At 33.8% G+C, this 17,912-nt stretch carries 13 protein-coding genes; all 13 read left to right on the plus strand.

All coding sequences use genetic code 11. The features are described from left to right. The first annotated feature begins 57 nt into the window (after positions 1 to 57). On the plus strand, positions 58 to 1,155 hold the full coding sequence (gene dprA, locus ACYUJ6_RS07035; protein WP_461845118.1) for a DNA-processing protein DprA: 1,098 nt from the start codon (positions 58 to 60) through the stop codon (positions 1,153 to 1,155). A gap of 243 nt (positions 1,156 to 1,398) precedes the next feature. Beyond that, on the plus strand, positions 1,399 to 3,528 hold the full coding sequence (gene topA, locus ACYUJ6_RS07040; protein ID WP_461845119.1) for a type I DNA topoisomerase: 2,130 nt from the start codon (positions 1,399 to 1,401) through the stop codon (positions 3,526 to 3,528). A 304-nt stretch (positions 3,529 to 3,832) separates the two neighbouring features. Next, on the plus strand, positions 3,833 to 4,609 hold the full coding sequence (codY, locus tag ACYUJ6_RS07045) for a GTP-sensing pleiotropic transcriptional regulator CodY (protein ID WP_369703490.1): 777 nt from the start codon (positions 3,833 to 3,835) through the stop codon (positions 4,607 to 4,609). A 165-nt stretch (positions 4,610 to 4,774) separates the two neighbouring features. Further along, positions 4,775 to 5,479, plus strand: coding sequence for a 30S ribosomal protein S2 (rpsB, locus tag ACYUJ6_RS07050; RefSeq protein ID WP_461845120.1), 705 nt, complete (start codon positions 4,775 to 4,777; stop codon positions 5,477 to 5,479). A 242-nt stretch (positions 5,480 to 5,721) separates the two neighbouring features. Further along, positions 5,722 to 6,642 (plus strand): translation elongation factor Ts, encoded by a 921-nt coding sequence (tsf, locus tag ACYUJ6_RS07055; RefSeq protein ID WP_461845121.1) that lies wholly within the window; start codon positions 5,722 to 5,724, stop codon positions 6,640 to 6,642. A 98-nt stretch (positions 6,643 to 6,740) separates the two neighbouring features. Beyond that, positions 6,741 to 7,454, plus strand: coding sequence for a UMP kinase (pyrH, locus tag ACYUJ6_RS07060; protein ID WP_461845122.1), 714 nt, complete (start codon positions 6,741 to 6,743; stop codon positions 7,452 to 7,454). An 18-nt stretch (positions 7,455 to 7,472) separates the two neighbouring features. Continuing rightward, positions 7,473 to 8,030, plus strand: coding sequence for a ribosome recycling factor (frr, locus tag ACYUJ6_RS07065; protein ID WP_461845123.1), 558 nt, complete (start codon positions 7,473 to 7,475; stop codon positions 8,028 to 8,030). A gap of 83 nt (positions 8,031 to 8,113) precedes the next feature. Next, positions 8,114 to 8,881, plus strand: a complete 768-nt coding sequence (locus ACYUJ6_RS07070) for an isoprenyl transferase (RefSeq protein WP_461845124.1) — start codon at positions 8,114 to 8,116, stop codon at positions 8,879 to 8,881. A 40-nt stretch (positions 8,882 to 8,921) separates the two neighbouring features. Beyond that, positions 8,922 to 9,719 (plus strand): phosphatidate cytidylyltransferase, encoded by a 798-nt coding sequence (locus ACYUJ6_RS07075; RefSeq protein ID WP_461845125.1) that lies wholly within the window; start codon positions 8,922 to 8,924, stop codon positions 9,717 to 9,719. A 122-nt stretch (positions 9,720 to 9,841) separates the two neighbouring features. Continuing rightward, a complete protein-coding gene (locus ACYUJ6_RS07080; protein ID WP_461845126.1) occupies positions 9,842 to 10,999 on the plus strand; it encodes a 1-deoxy-D-xylulose-5-phosphate reductoisomerase in 1,158 nt (385 codons plus the stop codon). Between the two features lie 24 nt (positions 11,000 to 11,023). Further along, the gene (gene rseP / locus ACYUJ6_RS07085; RefSeq protein ID WP_461845127.1) at positions 11,024 to 12,034 is read left to right on the plus strand and encodes an RIP metalloprotease RseP; all 1,011 of its coding nucleotides are present in this window, start codon (positions 11,024 to 11,026) and stop codon (positions 12,032 to 12,034) included. A 29-nt stretch (positions 12,035 to 12,063) separates the two neighbouring features. Continuing rightward, positions 12,064 to 13,113 (plus strand): flavodoxin-dependent (E)-4-hydroxy-3-methylbut-2-enyl-diphosphate synthase, encoded by a 1,050-nt coding sequence (ispG, locus tag ACYUJ6_RS07090; protein ID WP_461845128.1) that lies wholly within the window; start codon positions 12,064 to 12,066, stop codon positions 13,111 to 13,113. 51 nt (positions 13,114 to 13,164) lie between these two features. Next, positions 13,165 to 17,484 (plus strand): PolC-type DNA polymerase III, encoded by a 4,320-nt coding sequence (locus tag ACYUJ6_RS07095; protein WP_461845129.1) that lies wholly within the window; start codon positions 13,165 to 13,167, stop codon positions 17,482 to 17,484. Positions 17,485 to 17,912: the final 428 nt, after the last annotated feature.

The raw sequence follows: 17,912 nt of genomic DNA on the forward strand, positions 1-17,912 counted from the left end.
TAATTGGATTATGAACATAATTTTTACATAATTATAATTATGGGATGTGAATTGTTTATGGACATATATGATCTGTGGTTTGCTTCTGCTAGAATATCTAGTAAAATAAAAAATAATATTTTGAATAAATTTAAAAGCACAAAACAAATATATATGCATAGTATTTATAATAATAATTCTATGTTTTTAGGCGGGGACTGTAGTAGAATATATGGAGAATTGAGAAGAGCCTGGAATATAGAGGAATTGAAAAGTTTGACGGAGTATTCTTTAAATGAAGGTATTGAAGCTGTAAATTACTGTGAGGACACTTACCCTTATAGATTAAAGAATTATGATGATTCTCCGGCAGTGTTGTTTTATAAAGGAAATATTAAAATCCTGGATAATGTAAGCGTGGCAATTGTAGGAGCCAGAGATTGCAGTTTGTATGGAAAAAATGTAGCTTTATTAATGGGTAAAGAAATTTCAGCAAATAACGTAAATATAATAAGTGGTATGGCAAGGGGAATCGACAGTTGCGCCCACAGGGCAGCTGCAGAAAATGGAGGATGCACCTGTGCTGTACTTGGGTCAGGAGTGGATGTCGTATATCCTAGAGAAAATAGAAAATTATATGAGGACATTTTAAAAAAAGGATGTGTTATATCTGAATTTATTCCCAAAACCAAGCCATATCCTTATAATTTCCCAATGAGAAATAGAATTATAAGCGGATTGAGTGATGTGACAGTTGTAATTGAAGCAGGAAACAAAAGTGGTGCCCTAATAACAGCAAACTGTGCGCTGGAACAGGGAAAGGATGTCATGGCGGTGCCGGGTTCCATATTTTCCTCTAAAAGCAAAGGAACAAATACACTTATAAGAGAAGGTGCCCACGTATTTACCTGCATGGAGGACTTATTTCACTTACTGCCTATGGAATATATGAAAAAAAAATGCATGAAAAACTATGAACTAAATGCTTCAGAGGAAAAAATATGCAGACTTATTGGGAACATTCCAATACATATAGATGAAATATGTAGAATAACTGGTGTTGACATAAAACGATTATATGAGTTATTATTTGAATTGCAGTTAAAAGGTGAAATAATATGTCTTCAGGGAAATTATTATGCAAAGATTGAAAGTAATGAAGATATTATCAAGTGATTCTTAGGTATGGTGAAATCTTTTCATAAGGAATGATTGCCGTTGAACTTTAGAGGAACTTATCCAGGGGTCTGAGCATTGCTTATTTTCATACTTCAAAGAAGTTGATGACTTAACTGATGATAATCGTCGGATAAAATAACTGAAACAGCATAGTATATTTATATAGTTAAAAAATAAGTTTGATGTTTAAATAAGGGGGTGTAGACTCTGGTGTGAATTTAAAAATATCCAGAGCATAAGATGGGACAAAAATTAGTTATAGTTGAATCACCTGCCAAGGCTAAAACTATAGGAAAATATTTAGGGAAAAATTATGTAGTGGAAGCTTCTATGGGTCATGTTAGAGATCTTCCGAAAAGCCAATTGGGAGTTGATATAGATAATGAATACAATCCTAAGTATATAACGATAAGAGGAAAAGGAGAACTTTTAGACAAACTCAAAAAAGAGGCAAAAAAAAGTGAAAAAGTATATTTGGCAACAGACCCTGATAGGGAAGGAGAGGCAATTTCATGGCATCTGTCTCATGTACTTAAATTAGATGAAAGTGAAAAGTGCAGAATAGAGTTCCATGAGATTACCAAGAATGCCATAAAGAGTTCAATAAAGTCTCCCAGAACCATAAATATAAATTTAGTTAATGCCCAGCAGGCCAGAAGGGTATTGGACAGACTGGTTGGATATAAGATAAGCCCAATACTTTGGAAAAAAATCAAGTGGGGTTTAAGTGCTGGAAGAGTACAATCCGTAGCATTAAAGATGATATGTGAAAGAGAAAAAAAGATAGTAAATTTTGAACCCAAGGAATATTGGACTGTAGAGTGTGAACTTCATAAAGAATCCACAATCAAATGCTTTAATGTAAAACTCACTACATTTGATAAGAAAAAAATTGAGATTGGCACCAAAGAAGAAGTAGATAAAATTATAAAAGATCTGGAGAAAGGGCAGTTTATTGTAAAATCAATTAAGACCACATGTAAAAATAAAACTCCGCTTCCGCCGTTTATTACTAGTACCCTGCAGCAGGATTCCTACAAGAAGCTAAATTTTTCCACTAAGAAAACTATGTCTGTAGCTCAACAATTGTATGAAGGAATAGATATAAAAGGTTATGGGACTGTAGGACTTATAACCTATATGAGGACTGACTCGGTGAGGATTGCAAAAGAGGCGCAAGAAGCCTGCAGGGATTTTGTGGTAAATAAGTTTGGAAAAGAATATATAGAAGAGAAACCTAGAAATTTTAAAAGCAAAAAAAATATACAGGATGCCCATGAAGCCATAAGACCTACCAACATAGAAATAACACCTGATAAAGCCAGGGAAAATTTAAAGCCAGAACAATACAAACTCTACAAGTTAATATGGAATAGATTTCTGGCAAGTCAGATGGCTTCTTCAAAAATTGATGTCACTTCCATAGATATAGTCAACAATAAATATGGATTAAAAGTCAGTGGCTCCAAGATAAGGTTCGATGGATTTATGAAGGTGTATGAATATGCAACTGAAGATGAAAAATCTGATGGATCTTTGCCAAAACTTAAAGAAGGTGAACTGCTTGTTAAAAAGTCTATAAATGGAAGACAGCATTTTACACAACCTCCAGCTAGATTTTCAGAAGCTTCTCTGGTAAAGACTCTTGAGGAAAATGGGATAGGAAGACCTAGTACCTATGCACCAATTTTATCTACACTTTTAGATAGAAAATATATACAGAGGGAAAAGAAAACTCTGATTCCCACTGAATTAGGCAATATAGTAAATAATATATTGAGTGAATATTTTAAACAAATAGTAGATGTGGAATTTACTGCTGAAATGGAATCCAAATTGGACAGTATTGAAGAGGGAAAGGACAATTGGAGAAAGGTAGTGGGAAAGTTTTATGATCCACTGAAAAAATCCATTGAAGTGGCTGAAAGAGAAGTTGCTAAAATTACCATAGAAGATAAGGTTACAGATATAAAATGTGATAAATGTGGAAGGAACATGGTAATAAAGCATGGAAGGTTTGGAGACTTTTTAGCATGTCCAGGTTATCCTGAATGTAAAAATACCAAACCAATAGTGGAGGAGTTAGATGTTGAATGTCCTAAATGTGGTGGAAAAGTTTTAGTTAAGAGGAGCAGAAAGGGCAGAAAGTTTTATGGATGCAGTAATTATCCAGACTGCAATTTTGTAAGCTGGTTTGAACCAGTCAGCCAGAAATGTCCTGTGTGTGGAAACTATATGGTAAAAAAGTACAGCAAGGCCAGGGGAAACTATTTGGAGTGTTCTAACTCGGAATGTAAACACAGAGAATATAATACTGAAGAAAATAAGGATAAAGAAGGAAAAGTAGTTGAAAGGATGGATAAAATCTAGATAAATAAAAAGGCCTGAATGGTAAAAATACAGTTTAATTATAGAACATGAGTCTATATTAAGCTGTATTTTGATTATATTAGCAAATACGGTTGAATTATAATAACTATTATGTTATCATAATTAATGGATAAAGAATAATTCTAAATATTTTAAAAAGTCTAAAATATTGATAATCGTTTATACTATTGATATAGTCTAAAATTTTAAGATCAGCATATTTTTTAATGAAAATATAATAAAACCAAAAAATGTAGTATTTATGTAAATAAAATAAAATTAGTGGTAACAAGGAGGACTATAAATGACAACACTATTAGATAAAACAAGAAAATTGAATAAGATATTACAAAAATCAGGAACAGAACCAGTAGTTTTTGATGATATATGTAAATTGTTAAGTGAAGTTTTAGGCTGTAATGTCTATATTATTAGCAGAAGAGGAAAAATATTGGGATATAATTTTCCAGATGGTTTTGAATGTGATACCGTTAAGGATAAGGTAATAAGTGAAATGAGGTTTCCTGAACATTACAACAATAAATTGTTAAATGCCCGTGAAACTCTTCCTAATTTATCCAACCATGGAATTTGTGTTTTTGAAGATGGAAGTCCCTGCAATCTGGATAATAAGCTGACTACCATAGTTCCTATAGTGGGGAACAGGGAAAGACTCGGTACCTTATTATTAGCTAGTTTTGGAGATAGGTTCATAGATGAGGATCTGATATTATCAGAATACAGTGCTACTATAATAGGCCTTGAGATATTAAGAGCTAAAAATGATGAAATAGAGGAAGAAGCCAGGAAAAAGGCGGTAGTTCAATTGGCAATTGGCACATTATCCTATTCTGAATTGGAGGCAGTGGAACATATATTCAGCGAGCTGGATGGAAATGAAGGATTGCTTGTAGCTTCAAAAATAGCAGATAAGGTTGGCATAACCAGATCTGTAATTGTAAATGCACTTAGAAAATTTGAAAGTGCTGGAGTAATAGAATCCAGATCTCTTGGAATGAAGGGAACACACATCAAAATATTAAATGAAAAATTATTGGATGAATTAAAAAAGATAAAATAAATGAATATAAATTGAAAACCCTAATTTTTTTATTGAATAGATACATCCATTATGATATACTACATAAGGTAATAAAATACACACATTATCTAATTCATAATAAAGGTGCTTTGAGTGATTTATGAATATGAAGATAGTGGAGGAAAAACCTAGGAGGGAAAATAAATGTCAGTTATTTCTATGAAACAATTATTGGAAGCAGGTGTTCATTTTGGACATCAGACAAGAAGATGGAACCCTAAAATGGCTCCTTATATTTTTACAGAAAGAAATGGAATCTATATAATAGATTTACAAAAAACAGTGAAAAAGGTTGAAGAAGCTTATGAGTTTATAAAAAAGGTTTCAGAAGAGGGAAAAGATATATTATTTATTGGGACAAAAAAGCAAGCTCAGGAAGCTATTCAAGAAGAAGCAAAGAGAAGCAATATGTACTATGTCAATAATAGATGGCTTGGCGGTATGCTTACTAATTTTGCAACTATAAAAACTAGAATAGGAAAATTAGAAGAACTGGAAAAAATGGAGGAAGACGGTACTTTTGAAGTTCTTCCAAAAAAAGAGGTTATAAAATTAAAGAATGAAAAAGAAAAGCTGGAGAAAAATTTAGGCGGAATCAAGAATATGGATGCTAAAAATGTAGGAGCATTATTTGTTGTTGATCCAAGAAAAGAAAAAAATGCCATATCGGAAGCTAAGATTTTGGGAATTCCTGTAGTAGCCATAGTTGATACAAATTGCGATCCTGATGAGGTAGATTATATCATACCAGGAAACGATGATGCTATAAGGGCTGTAAAGTTAATTACATCTAAAGTGGCAGATGCTGTAATGGAAGGAAGACAGGGAGAACAATTAGCTGAAGAGTAGCTTATTATAATGAGATATATGCAATAGGGTCAAATACGAATGTGAGAGGAGTTGAAAAACCGTTATTTGGCAATTGAAATAGCTTGTAAGTTGCCATATAGGGTGTAATGCATCCGAATATAAGCCCTGGGAGTGTCGGACCTAGATAAAGTGTAGCTTTAGGCATTATGAATGGGGAAGTAAACTTGGAATTTTATCATGTTTTATGAAATTCCATAGTTTTTAAATAACGGAATATACTTATGATAACTGCACAGATGGTAAAGGAACTCAGAGAGAGAACTGGAGCAGGAATGATGAACTGCAAGAAAGCTTTAAGTGAAACCAATGGAGATACTGAAAAGGCCATTGAAATATTGAGGGAAAAAGGATTAGCTGCTGCAGCTAAAAAATCTGGAAGGGTGGCTTCTGAAGGATTGGTTAAAACCTATGTTTCAGAAGATGGCAAAGCTGCCTCAATAGTAGAGGTGAACTGTGAAACTGATTTTGTAGCAGTAAATTCGGACTTTGTAAGTTTTGTTGACAATTTAGCAAAGCAGGCAGTTGACTCCAAGGCTTCCAATGTGGAAGAGCTGCTTAAAGAAAAATATATATTAGACAATAGTAAAACTGTAGGAGAAACTTTGATAGCCCTCATTGCAAAATTAGGAGAAAATATGGCAGTAAGACGGTTCAAAAAGTTTTCTGTTTCAAATGGCCTAATTGAAAGTTATATTCATGGCGGCGGTAGAATAGGAGTTTTGGTAAAACTTGAATGCAATGATCAAGGTGAAGTTTTAAAAGAGGTTGCAAAAGATGTAGCTATGCAGGTAGCTGCTACAAATCCATTGTTTCTAGATAAAGATTCAGTAGATAATGATATTTTGGATAAAGAAAAAGATATATACAGGGTTCAGGCATTAAATGAAGGAAAGCCTGAAAAAATTGTGGATAAAATAATTATGGGAAAAGTTCAAAAATATTATAAAGAAAACTGTTTGATAGAACAAGTATGGGTTAAAGATTCTGATCTTACTATTGATAAATATGTCAAGAGGAAATCAAAGGAAATTGGTTCACCTATAAAAGTGTCTGATTTTGTCAGATTTGAAAAAGGTGAAGGAATAGAGAAGAAAGAAGAAGATTTTGCCGAGGAAGTTCGTAAGCAGATAGAGGGTAAATAGTAACTAAAAAGAGAACACGGGGTGTTCTCTTTTTTTAAGATGTAAAGAATTTGTAAATTTTAAGTTTCACTTTATGATAATTTGGAGGTATAATATATATGAGTTTAGCTAGATACAAAAGAGTAATGCTTAAACTTTCAGGCGAAGCTCTTTCAGGAAAAAATGGTTATGGAATAGATTTTGATGTGGCAAAAAATATAGCTGTTGAAATAAAAGAGCTTATAGCCATGGGAGTATCAGTAGGAGTTGTAGTTGGCGGTGGAAACATATGGAGAGGCAGAAGCGGGAAAGGCATGGATAGGACAACTGCAGATTATATGGGAATGCTTGCTACATGTATAAATGCTCTGGCACTTCAGGATTCATTGGAGAATTTAGGGGTGAATACCAGAGTGCAGACAGCTATTGAGATGAGAGAAGTAGCAGAACCATTTATAAGAAGACGGGCAATGAGACATTTAGAAAAAAATAGAGTTGTTATATTTGCAGCAGGTACAGGGAATCCTTATTTTTCAACAGATACTACAGCAGCGCTTAGAGCGGCAGAAATAGAGGCAGATGTTATACTGCTTGCAAAAAAAGTAGATGGTGTGTATGACAAGGATCCTCATAAATATAATGACGCCAAAAAATTTGACAAATTAACCTATATCGAAGTGCTTGAAAAGGGACTTCAGGTTATGGATTCTACGGCTACATCTCTTTGCATGGACAACGATATACCTATCTTAGTATTTGGCTTGGATGATCCAAAAAATATAAGAAAGACTGTCATTGGAGAAAAAATTGGAACTCTTGTTTGTAAAGAATAAAATGAGGAGGTATTTTATATGATTAAGGATACTTTAAAAAGTGCAGATGAAAAAATGGGGAAAACTATAGAGTCTTTAAAAAAAGAACTGGCTTCCATGAAGGCGGGGAGGGCTACACCTGCTATACTGGACAGGATAGAAGCAGAATATTATGGAACCATGACTCCGGTAAATCAAATGGGAAACATATCTATTCCGGAAGCAAGGATGCTTGTTATACAACCTTGGGATAAAAATGCATTAAAAGCTATAGAAAAGGCAATATTAAAATCAGATCTAGGTATAAATCCGTCCAATGATGGAGAAGTTATAAGGCTCATGATACCTGAACTTACGGAGGAAACCAGGAGAAACCTAGTTAAAAACATAAAAAAATTAGGAGAGGAATCCAAGGTGGCTGTAAGGGGAATAAGAAGAGACAGCAATGATAAATTAAAGGTTTTAAAAAAAGAAAGCGATATTTCTGAAGATGAAATAAAAAAAGCTGAAGGAGAAATGCAAAAGAAAACTGATGGTTTTATAAAAAATATAGATGATATAGTTGAAAAGAAGGAAAAGGAAGTCATGTCATTATAATAATTAAACTTTTAAAACCTGCTGAACTGCAGGTTTTTTATCAAAAGTAAAATTTAAAAATGATAATGAATGGAGATACATTTATGTTAAGATTTTTTAATACGGATAAGAAAAAGGAATACAGTGATGAAAATATATGTATTGATTTAAATAATATTCCAAAGCATATAGCCATTATAATGGATGGAAATGGAAGATGGGCAAAGGAGAGGAATCTCCCAAGAAGTATAGGACATAAAGCGGGAGTAGAAGCTATAAGAGAAGTTGTAAAGGAATGCAGTGTTTTAAAAGTAAAATATCTTACACTGTATGCCTTTTCTACCGAGAACTGGAAAAGGCCTAAAGATGAAGTAAGTGCCCTTATGAAACTTTTAGCGGAATATTTAAAAAAGGAATTTAAAGAATTAAATTATAATAATGTGATAATAAATTATATTGGAGATATATCCAAACTGCCTGATTTGTGTCAGAAGGAACTTATCATATCTCATGAAAACACTAAAAATAATACTGGATTAACTTTAAATCTGGCATTAAATTATGGGGGAAGATATGAAATAACAAGGGCTTTCAAATTGATGTATGAAGATATAAAATCGGGGAAAATAAGGGAAGAAGATATAAATGAAGACACAATATCAAACTATATGTATACTAAAGGTATGCCTGATCCTGATCTTATAATAAGACCCAGCGGGGAACAGCGTCTCAGTAATTTCCTTTTATGGCAGTGTGCATATTCTGAATTTTGGTATTCCAATATAAAGTGGCCGGATTTTAGAAAAGAACATCTTCATAAAGCTATTTTTGATTATCAAAACAGGGACAGAAGATTTGGCTCAGTAGAGTAAACACAATTTTTAGTTTTAATTTTTGCATGGAGGTGTATAAGTGAACAATAGATATTTGGGTGCATTTACACTCATACCTTTTATTTTAATTCTATTTTTGGGTGGAGTTTACCTGAAATATGGGATTATGGTTATTTCACTTATGGGAATGTATGAGTTTTATAAGGTAATAAAACAAAAAGGTATAAATGCCATAAATATAATAGGATATTTACTGTGTATAGCATATTACATGACTTTAGGAGCTGAAGTAAACTATAAATTTATATTTTTTACTATAGTTGTTTCAATGTTTATGCTATTGTGCATTCCTGTTCTGGATACGGATTATAATTTTATAGATATAGCCTGCACCCTATTTGGTTTTTTATATGTGGCTTTATTTTTTAGCACTATAGTTCTGGTTAACAGTGGATCATATGGGAATTATCTGGTGTGGCTCATAATCATATCTGCCTGGAGCTGTGATACGGCAGCTTATTATACAGGCAGGTTTTTGGGCAGGAGAAAGCTTTGTCCCAAAGTAAGCCCTAAAAAAACTGTAGAAGGCTCTCTGGGAGGAGTGCTGGGAAGCATACTCATATGCGGGTTGTTTGGATATTTTGCCATTAAAAGGGGAGTACCAATAGCATTACATCATTATTTAATAATGGGAATTCTCTGTGGTTCTTTTTGTCAGTTTGGAGATTTGACTGCTTCTTCCATAAAAAGGTTTGTGGGAGTAAAGGACTATAGCAATTTAATACCGGGGCATGGCGGCATTTTAGACAGGTTTGACAGCATACTTTTTTCAGGAGTGATAGTAGTTTATTATCTAATGTTTATAGCCTTTATTTAAGGAGAGAAGTATATTTAATGTACTTCTCTATTATTTATTTTATAAGATAAATATGGTATAGTTAATCATGTTAAAATCTTATTTGCTCTGTGGATTGGATTCAAAATAAGGAGTTGTTATTGATGAAAAAAATTTCAATACTTGGTACTACAGGCTCTATAGGAACTCAAACGCTGGATGTATTGAGAAAAGATAAGGAGAATTTTCAGCTTGTAGGAGTGTCTGCAAACAGCAATGCAGAAAAGCTTCTGCATATAGTTGAGGAATTTAATCCTTCATATGCAGTGCTGACTGAAAAAAAAGCTTATTTGAAGTTTAAAGAATATTTTAGTAATAAAAATACAAATTTAGAAATACTATTTGGTACAGAAGGATTAAATACTATAGCAAGTTTACCTGAGATTGATATGGTAGTAACTTCGGTAATGGGAATGTGTGGACTTATTCCAACCATTAAAGCTGTTGAATCGGGAAAAAATATAGCACTGGCAAATAAAGAGACCCTGGTAGTGGGAGGAGAACTGGTTACAAAATTGGCAGAGGAAAACAATGTGAGTTTGATTCCCGTGGATTCAGAACACGGTGCTATTTTTCAGTGCCTTCAGGGAAATAAACACAGTGATGTGGAAAATTTGCTTATAACTGCTTCAGGGGGACCTTTTAGGGGGAAAAGCAGAGAACAACTTTTAAATGTTACAGTGGATCAGGCATTAAAACATCCCAGCTGGCATATGGGCAGAAAGATTACAATAGATTCTGCTACTCTAATGAATAAAGGATTGGAAGTTATAGAAGCACATTGGCTTTTTAATTTGCCTTACGAGAAAATAAAGGTGGTAGTTCATCCAGAAAGTATAGTCCATTCCATGGTAGAATATAAAGATGGGAGTGTTATGGCACAACTTGCCAGCACCGATATGAGGCTTCCTATCCAGTATGCTCTGAATTACCCCAAAAGAGGAAAAGCTGTGGTAAACAGATTGGATTTTTATAATTTACAAAATTTAAGCTTTGAAAAACCTGATATAGATACTTTTAAGCCTTTGAAATTGGCTTATGAAGCAGGAAAAATCGGTGGAACAATGCCTGCCATATTGAATTGTGCAAATGAAGAAGCTGTGGAACTGTTTCTTTTACATAAAATTAAATTTTTAGATATAAGCCATATACTGGAGGAATGTATGAATAAATTTTCTCCTTTGAATAATTTCCAATTGGAGGATCTGCTTTATGTAGAAATAAAAGTTAAAGAATATGTAAAAACTAAATTTGGTAAATAAGAAATATGATTAGGAGGAATAAATTTGTATATAATAGCAGCCATAATAGCCTTTGGTGTATTGATTATAATTCATGAATTAGGACATTTTATAATGGCAAAAATAAATGGAGTAAAGGTTGAAGAGTTTTCCATAGGTATGGGTCCCAGGCTTTTTGGAATAAAGGGAGGAGAAACAGAATATTTAATAAAGCTGCTTCCTATTGGCGGTTACGTAAAAATGCTTGGGGATGAAGGTAAAAGTGATGATCCAAAGGCTTTTAACAACAAGAGTTCCATTAGAAAGCTCAGTGTTGTCATAGCAGGACCTATAATGAATTTTATACTGGGTGTGGTTTTATTTTCAATTATAGCTTCTGCAAGAGGATATATGTCACCAATAGTAAATAGTACACTTCCAAATCAGCCGGCAGCTGTGGCAGGTATTAAAGCAGGAGACAGAATAACCAGGGTTAATAATTCTAAAATTTCAACCTGGGAAGATTTTGTAACGGAAGTATATACTGTGGGAGGAAGTCCTATTAATATAACTTATCAGCGTCAGGGAGTGACAAAACAGGTCTTGGTAACTCCTGTAAAAGATCAGAAGGAAAACAGATATATGGTGGGAATAGAGGGAACTCAGGTAACTAGCCCTGGTTTGGGGCAATCCATATCCTATGGATTTATAGAGACTAGATCTTTAATAAAACAAACCTTTAGTTTTTTTAAAACATTATTTAGAGGTAAGGCATCAATGAATGACGTAGGTGGTCCTGTGACTATAATAAAGATTTCCGGTGCGGCGGCAAAAGCCGGTATATTGAGTCTGCTTGCATTTTCTGCATATATAAGCATACAGCTGGCAATATTTAATATAATACCATTTCCAGCACTGGATGGAGGCTATATATTCCTATTTCTATTTGAAATAATAACGGGAAGAAAAGTAGATGACAATAAGGTGGGAATGATAAATTATGTGGGATTTGCTCTACTTATGACTCTTATGGTGATTGTAACAGTAAAAGATATACTTTATCCTGTAAAATTTTAATGAACTAGCTTGCAGTCGGGGGTGAAAGAGTGAACAGATTAAAAACCAGAAAGGTAAAAGTGGGAAATATATTTATAGGCGGTGATGCTCCTATAGCAGTACAGTCCATGACTAACACCAATACGGGAAATGTAGAAAATACTGTGGATCAAATAAACCGATTGAAAAAGGCGGGATGTGATATAGTAAGATGTGCAGTTCCTGATGGAGAAGCCTGTGCTGCACTTAAAAAGATTGTGGAAAGAGTAGATATACCCGTTGTGGCGGATATACATTTTGATTACAAATTAGCTCTTGATTCCATAGAAAATGGGATTTCCGCTCTTAGAATAAATCCTGGTAATATTGGGGATATATACAAGGTGAGAGAAGTTGCAAGGTCAGCTGAAAAGGCGAAGATTCCCATTAGAATAGGAGTAAATTCCGGATCTTTAAAAAAGGACATTTTAAATAAATATGGAGGTGTATGTGCCCAGGCACTTGTGGATAGTGCATTAGAGCATGTAAAAATATTAGAAGATGTGGGATTTTACAACACAGTTATATCCATAAAGTCCTCAAATGTAAGTCAAATGGTGGAGAGTTACAGAAATATATCCAGGATTGTAGATTATCCCCTGCATTTGGGAGTAACCGAGGCAGGTACTATATGGAGAGGAACTATAAAATCAACTGTTGGAATAGGAACTCTTTTGATGGAAGGTGTAGGAGACACCATAAGGGTTTCTCTTACAGGGGATCCTGTGGAAGAAGTAAGAGTGGGAAGGGAAATACTAAAATCCTGCGGGCTTTTAAAAGAGGGTATTGAATTTATATCCTGTCCTACCTGTGGCAGAACTGAAATTGATTTAATTGAAATAGCACAAGAGGTGGAAAAGAGACTTTTAAATGTTCATAAAAATATAAAGGTAGCTGTTATGGGATGCGTGGTAAACGGTCCGGGAGAAGCAAGGGAAGCGGATATTGGCATAGCAGGAGGCAAAGGGGAAGGTCTTATATTTAAAAAGGGAAGTATAGTAAAAAAAGTAAGGGAAGAGGATTTGGTAGAAGCCCTTATAGAGGAAATAGAAAAAATTTAATTACCTGCCTTAAAGAATAAACAGTAGGGTTATAAGAAGAGGGGGTAAAAGATGAGTCTTGACATTGTAAAAATTCTACAGAAGGACTTGGATTATGACAGTCATACCCTGGAAGAGGATATAAAACTTCTAAAGATACAATATTTGAGAAAAAGCAATAAATTGAAAGTAATAGTGAAATCCGGAGAAAATTTAAATCACAGTGTACAGAGCAAGATAAAAAACATAATCACTAAAAAGCTTGGAGATTTTTTCAATATTGATCTCATATGCTACAGGGATATATCAAATGTGTCTTTAAAAGAAATAAGCGAAAATTATTGGGCTCAATTGGTAGATGTCTTAAGTTCATATATACCTGTTTGCAGGGAATTTTTGTTGAAATCATCCAGAGAAGTGGAAAAGGATATAATTAAAGTTTTTAGTGGAAATGAGTTTATATGCAATCTGCTGAAAAACAAGAATATGGAAAAACTTATGGTAAGAAGCATTAGGAATATATTTGGAGTTGATTGTTCTGTAATATTGGATTATGATGAAAAACTAAATGTGGAGAATTACCTGGAAGAAAGTGAAAAAGAGGAAAAAAGGTACATAGAAGATATTTTGAATTGTCAAAATAAAGAAGGCGGAATGGGCAGAGGTGTTCAGGAATCTAAACAGAATAATGGAGGTAAAAATTTTTTACAGGAGAGTAGTGTCACTGACAGAAATCCTGTTATAATTGGAAAAAATATAAATGGAGATATTGTGGATATTCGAGACATAACTGAAATTTCTAAGGCAGTTATTATAAAGGGAGAGATATTTAAAAAGGAAGTTATAGAAACTAAAACTGGAAGAAAAATAATTACTTTTTACATAACAGACTATACCAGTTCTATTATTGTAAAGTTTTTTCCAAGACCTAAAGATGCAGATAGAATAATAGATGAAATAAAAGAGGGCCTTTTTTGCATGGTAAGGGGAGAAGCTGTAAATGATATTTATGCCAGGGAATTGGTTGTAATGGCTAGGGATATAGTTAAAATCAAGAAAAAGGAAAAGCTGGATGATGCACCTAAAAAGAGAGTGGAACTTCATCTCCATACTCAAATGAGTGCCATGGATGCGGTCAGCTCTGCTTCAAGCCTTATTGAGAGGGCAGCTAGTTGGAATCATAAAGCTATTGCTATAACAGATCATGGAGTAGTTCAGGCTTATCCAGAAGCCATGGAGGCTGCTAAGAAAAACAATATCAAGATAATATATGGTATAGAGTCCTATCTGGTGGATGATGGAGTACCTATTGTGATAAATGGAGATGACAGAACATTGGATGATACCTATGTTGTTTTTGATATTGAAACCACAGGCTTTTCCAGTATAAATGACAGCATAATAGAAATAGGTGCAGTGAAGATAAAAGATGAAAAAGTGGTGGATAAGTTCAGTGAATTTGTAAATCCAGAAAGGGCCATACCTGATCGGATTGTGGAACTTACAGGAATCATAGATGAAATGGTAGAGAATTGTGGCAATATAAAGGAGATTTTACCCAAATTTATGAAATTCATAGGTGATTCCGTGGTAGTGGCACATAATGCCAGCTTTGATGTTGGATTTATAAAGAAGAACTGCGGTGATTTAAATTTGAAATTTGAAAATCCTGTTATGGACACAATACCACTTTGTAAATTTTTATTTCCTGAACTTAAAAAATTCAAGTTGAATACAGTGGCAAAGCATTTGGGGGTATCCCTGGAAAATCATCACAGGGCAGTAGATGATGCAGGAGCTACTTGTGATATACTTTTGAAATGCTTTAAAATTTTAAGGGAAAGGGATATTTTAAAGCTGCATAAATTGAATGAAGAATTTTTAAGCAATATAGATGTAAAAAAACAGCCCATGTATCATCTTATAATACTGGTAAAAAATCAAAAGGGTTTGAAAAATTTATACAAACTTGTTTCTGAGTCCAATTTAAAATATTTTTTTAAAAAACCCAGAATGCCTAAAAGCTTGATAATGAAATACAGAGAAGGACTCATAATAGGAAGTGCCTGTGAAGCAGGTCAGGTGTATAAGGAAGTATTAAGCGGCAAAAGTGATGAGGAACTAAAGGATATATTGAGTTTTTATGATTATCTGGAGATACAACCTATAGGAAATAATATGTTTCTTGTAAAAAACGGTTTAGTTAAAGATAAAATTGAGCTGGAAAACATAAACAAGAGGATATGTGAACTTGGACAAAAAAATAACATGCCTGTGGTGGCCACAGGAGATGTACATTTTATGGATCCGAAAGATGAGGTGTTCAGGCGTATAATAATGTCAGGCCAGGGATACTCGGATGCAGATAATCAGCCGCCTCTTTATTTTAGAACTACAGATGAAATGCTTTCTGAATTTCAATACTTAGGCAGGGAAAAGGCAGAAGAAGTAGTTATTGAAAACACCAATAAAATTTCAGATATGATAGAGGAAGTAAAACCTATACCTGATGAAACCTTCCCTCCTAAAATTGAAGGCGCAGAAGATCAAATAAAAGATATGACACTTAAAAAAGTACATTCCATTTACGGTAAGGATCTTCCTGAAATTGTTGAGAAAAGATTGGATAAGGAACTAAGTTCTATAATAAATAATGGATATGCAGTACTTTATTTAATTGCAGAAAAATTGGTGGCAAAATCCTATAAAGATGGTTATTTAGTTGGCTCCAGGGGATCAGTAGGTTCTTCTCTTGTGGCAACCATGTCAAGCATTACGGAGGTAAATGGACTGCCGCCTCATTATGTCTGTCCAAAATGTAAGTACAGTGAGTTCTTTACAGATGGTTCTATAGGAGCCGGGGTTGATCTGCCAGATAAAAACTGTCCTGAATGTGGTGAAAAGCTTATAAAAGATGGTTATGACATACCTTTTGAAACATTTCTGGGATTTGCAGGCGACAAGGAACCGGATATAGATTTGAATTTTTCCGGGGAATATCAGCCTGTAGTACATAAGTACACGGAGGTGCTATTTGGTGAAGGACATGTATTTCGGGCAGGTACTATAGGTACTATAGCTGAAAAAACTGCTTATGGATATGTAAAAAAATATTTATCAGAAAAAAATATGATTGTGCCTCAAGCTGAAATAGAAAGACTTACAAAGGGGTGTACAGGAATAAAAAGAACTACAGGCCAACATCCTGGAGGTGTTATGGTAGTTCCAAGTGACAATGAGATATATAATTTTACACCTGTGCAGCATCCTGCGGATGACAACAATACAGATATAATAACAACACATTTTGATTATCATTCCATAAGTGGAAGGCTTTTAAAACTGGATATACTTGGACATGATGATCCTACGGTGCTTAGAATGCTTCAGGATTTAACAGGAGTGGATCCTAAAAGTATACCTCTTGGAGATCATAAAGTAATGAGTTTATTTACATCTCCGGATGCACTGGGAGTTACTAAGGAAGAACTTGAATGCCCTGTAGGAACTTATGGGCTGCCTGAATTTGGCACTAAGTTCGTAAGACAGATGTTACTGGATACACACCCTAAGACTTTTTCGGATTTAGTCAGAATATCGGGATTGTCCCATGGGACTGATGTGTGGATAAATAATGCCCAGTATTATATAAAAGAGGGCTATACTACTCTTAGAGACTGTATAGCCTGTAGAGATGATATAATGATGTATTTAATCCATAAAGGCCTTCCGCCGAAGACAGCCTTTACTATAATGGAAAAGGTAAGAAAGGGCAAGGGGCTTAAAGAGGAATACGAAAAGGAAATGAAAGAACATGATGTTCCAAATTGGTATATTGAATCCTGTAAAAAGATAAAGTACATGTTCCCTAAAGGCCATGCGGTAGCCTATGTAATGATGGCAGTTAGAATAGCATATTTTAAAGTATACTATCCCAAGGCATATTATGCTACATATTTTACAGTAAGAGCAGATGAATTTGATGCTGATATAGTTGTTCAAGGTGAAGAAGCTATAAAGAAAAAAAGAGATGAACTCTATGCACTGGGCAATAATATAACTCAAAAGGACAAGGGACTGATTACAATATTGGAATTGTGCTATGAGATGTATAAAAGGGGAATAAAATTTTTAAGGGTAAATTTGTATAAATCCGATGCAAAAAGGTTTTTAATGGAGGATGGGGGCATAAGAATTCCAATAAATTCCCTGACCGGGGTAGGAGAAAATGCTGCTGGGAATATAGTGAAGGCCAGGGAAAAAGGAGAGTTTATATCCAAGGAAGATTTGAGAATCAGGGCGAAGGTTTCCAAAACAGTAATAGAGACCTTGGATAAATATGGAGCTTTAAGAGGGCTGCCTGAAACCAATCAACTGTCTTTATTCGTCTAGATATAATTTTATATAAATAAAACATCTTATAATATACTTGATTTTCCATGGCAGGCATATACTGTGTATAATCCATATAGATTATACACAGTATATGCCTTTATTTTAGTCCATAACACCTCAGCTTTATAAAGTAGAACTGACTTCAGGGGTAACTTCAATGTACCCAGAAATACTTGATTAATATTTGACATAAAATAAAGAATATTATAATAATAGATATAAATATATCATTATAAGTCATAAATATTTTTGCCTTAAATATAATAAAGATATTTGCAACTGACAAAACATAGTAATATATGGATATTTTTTATGATATTATAAATGAAGCTGAATAAAAAATACTATTTTAATATAATAATATATAATTAATTGATAAAATTATATTGCAAAAAAAGCTGAATGATGATAATATTTTAAACAAT

This window comes from Clostridium sp. JNZ X4-2 (genome assembly GCF_054889485.1).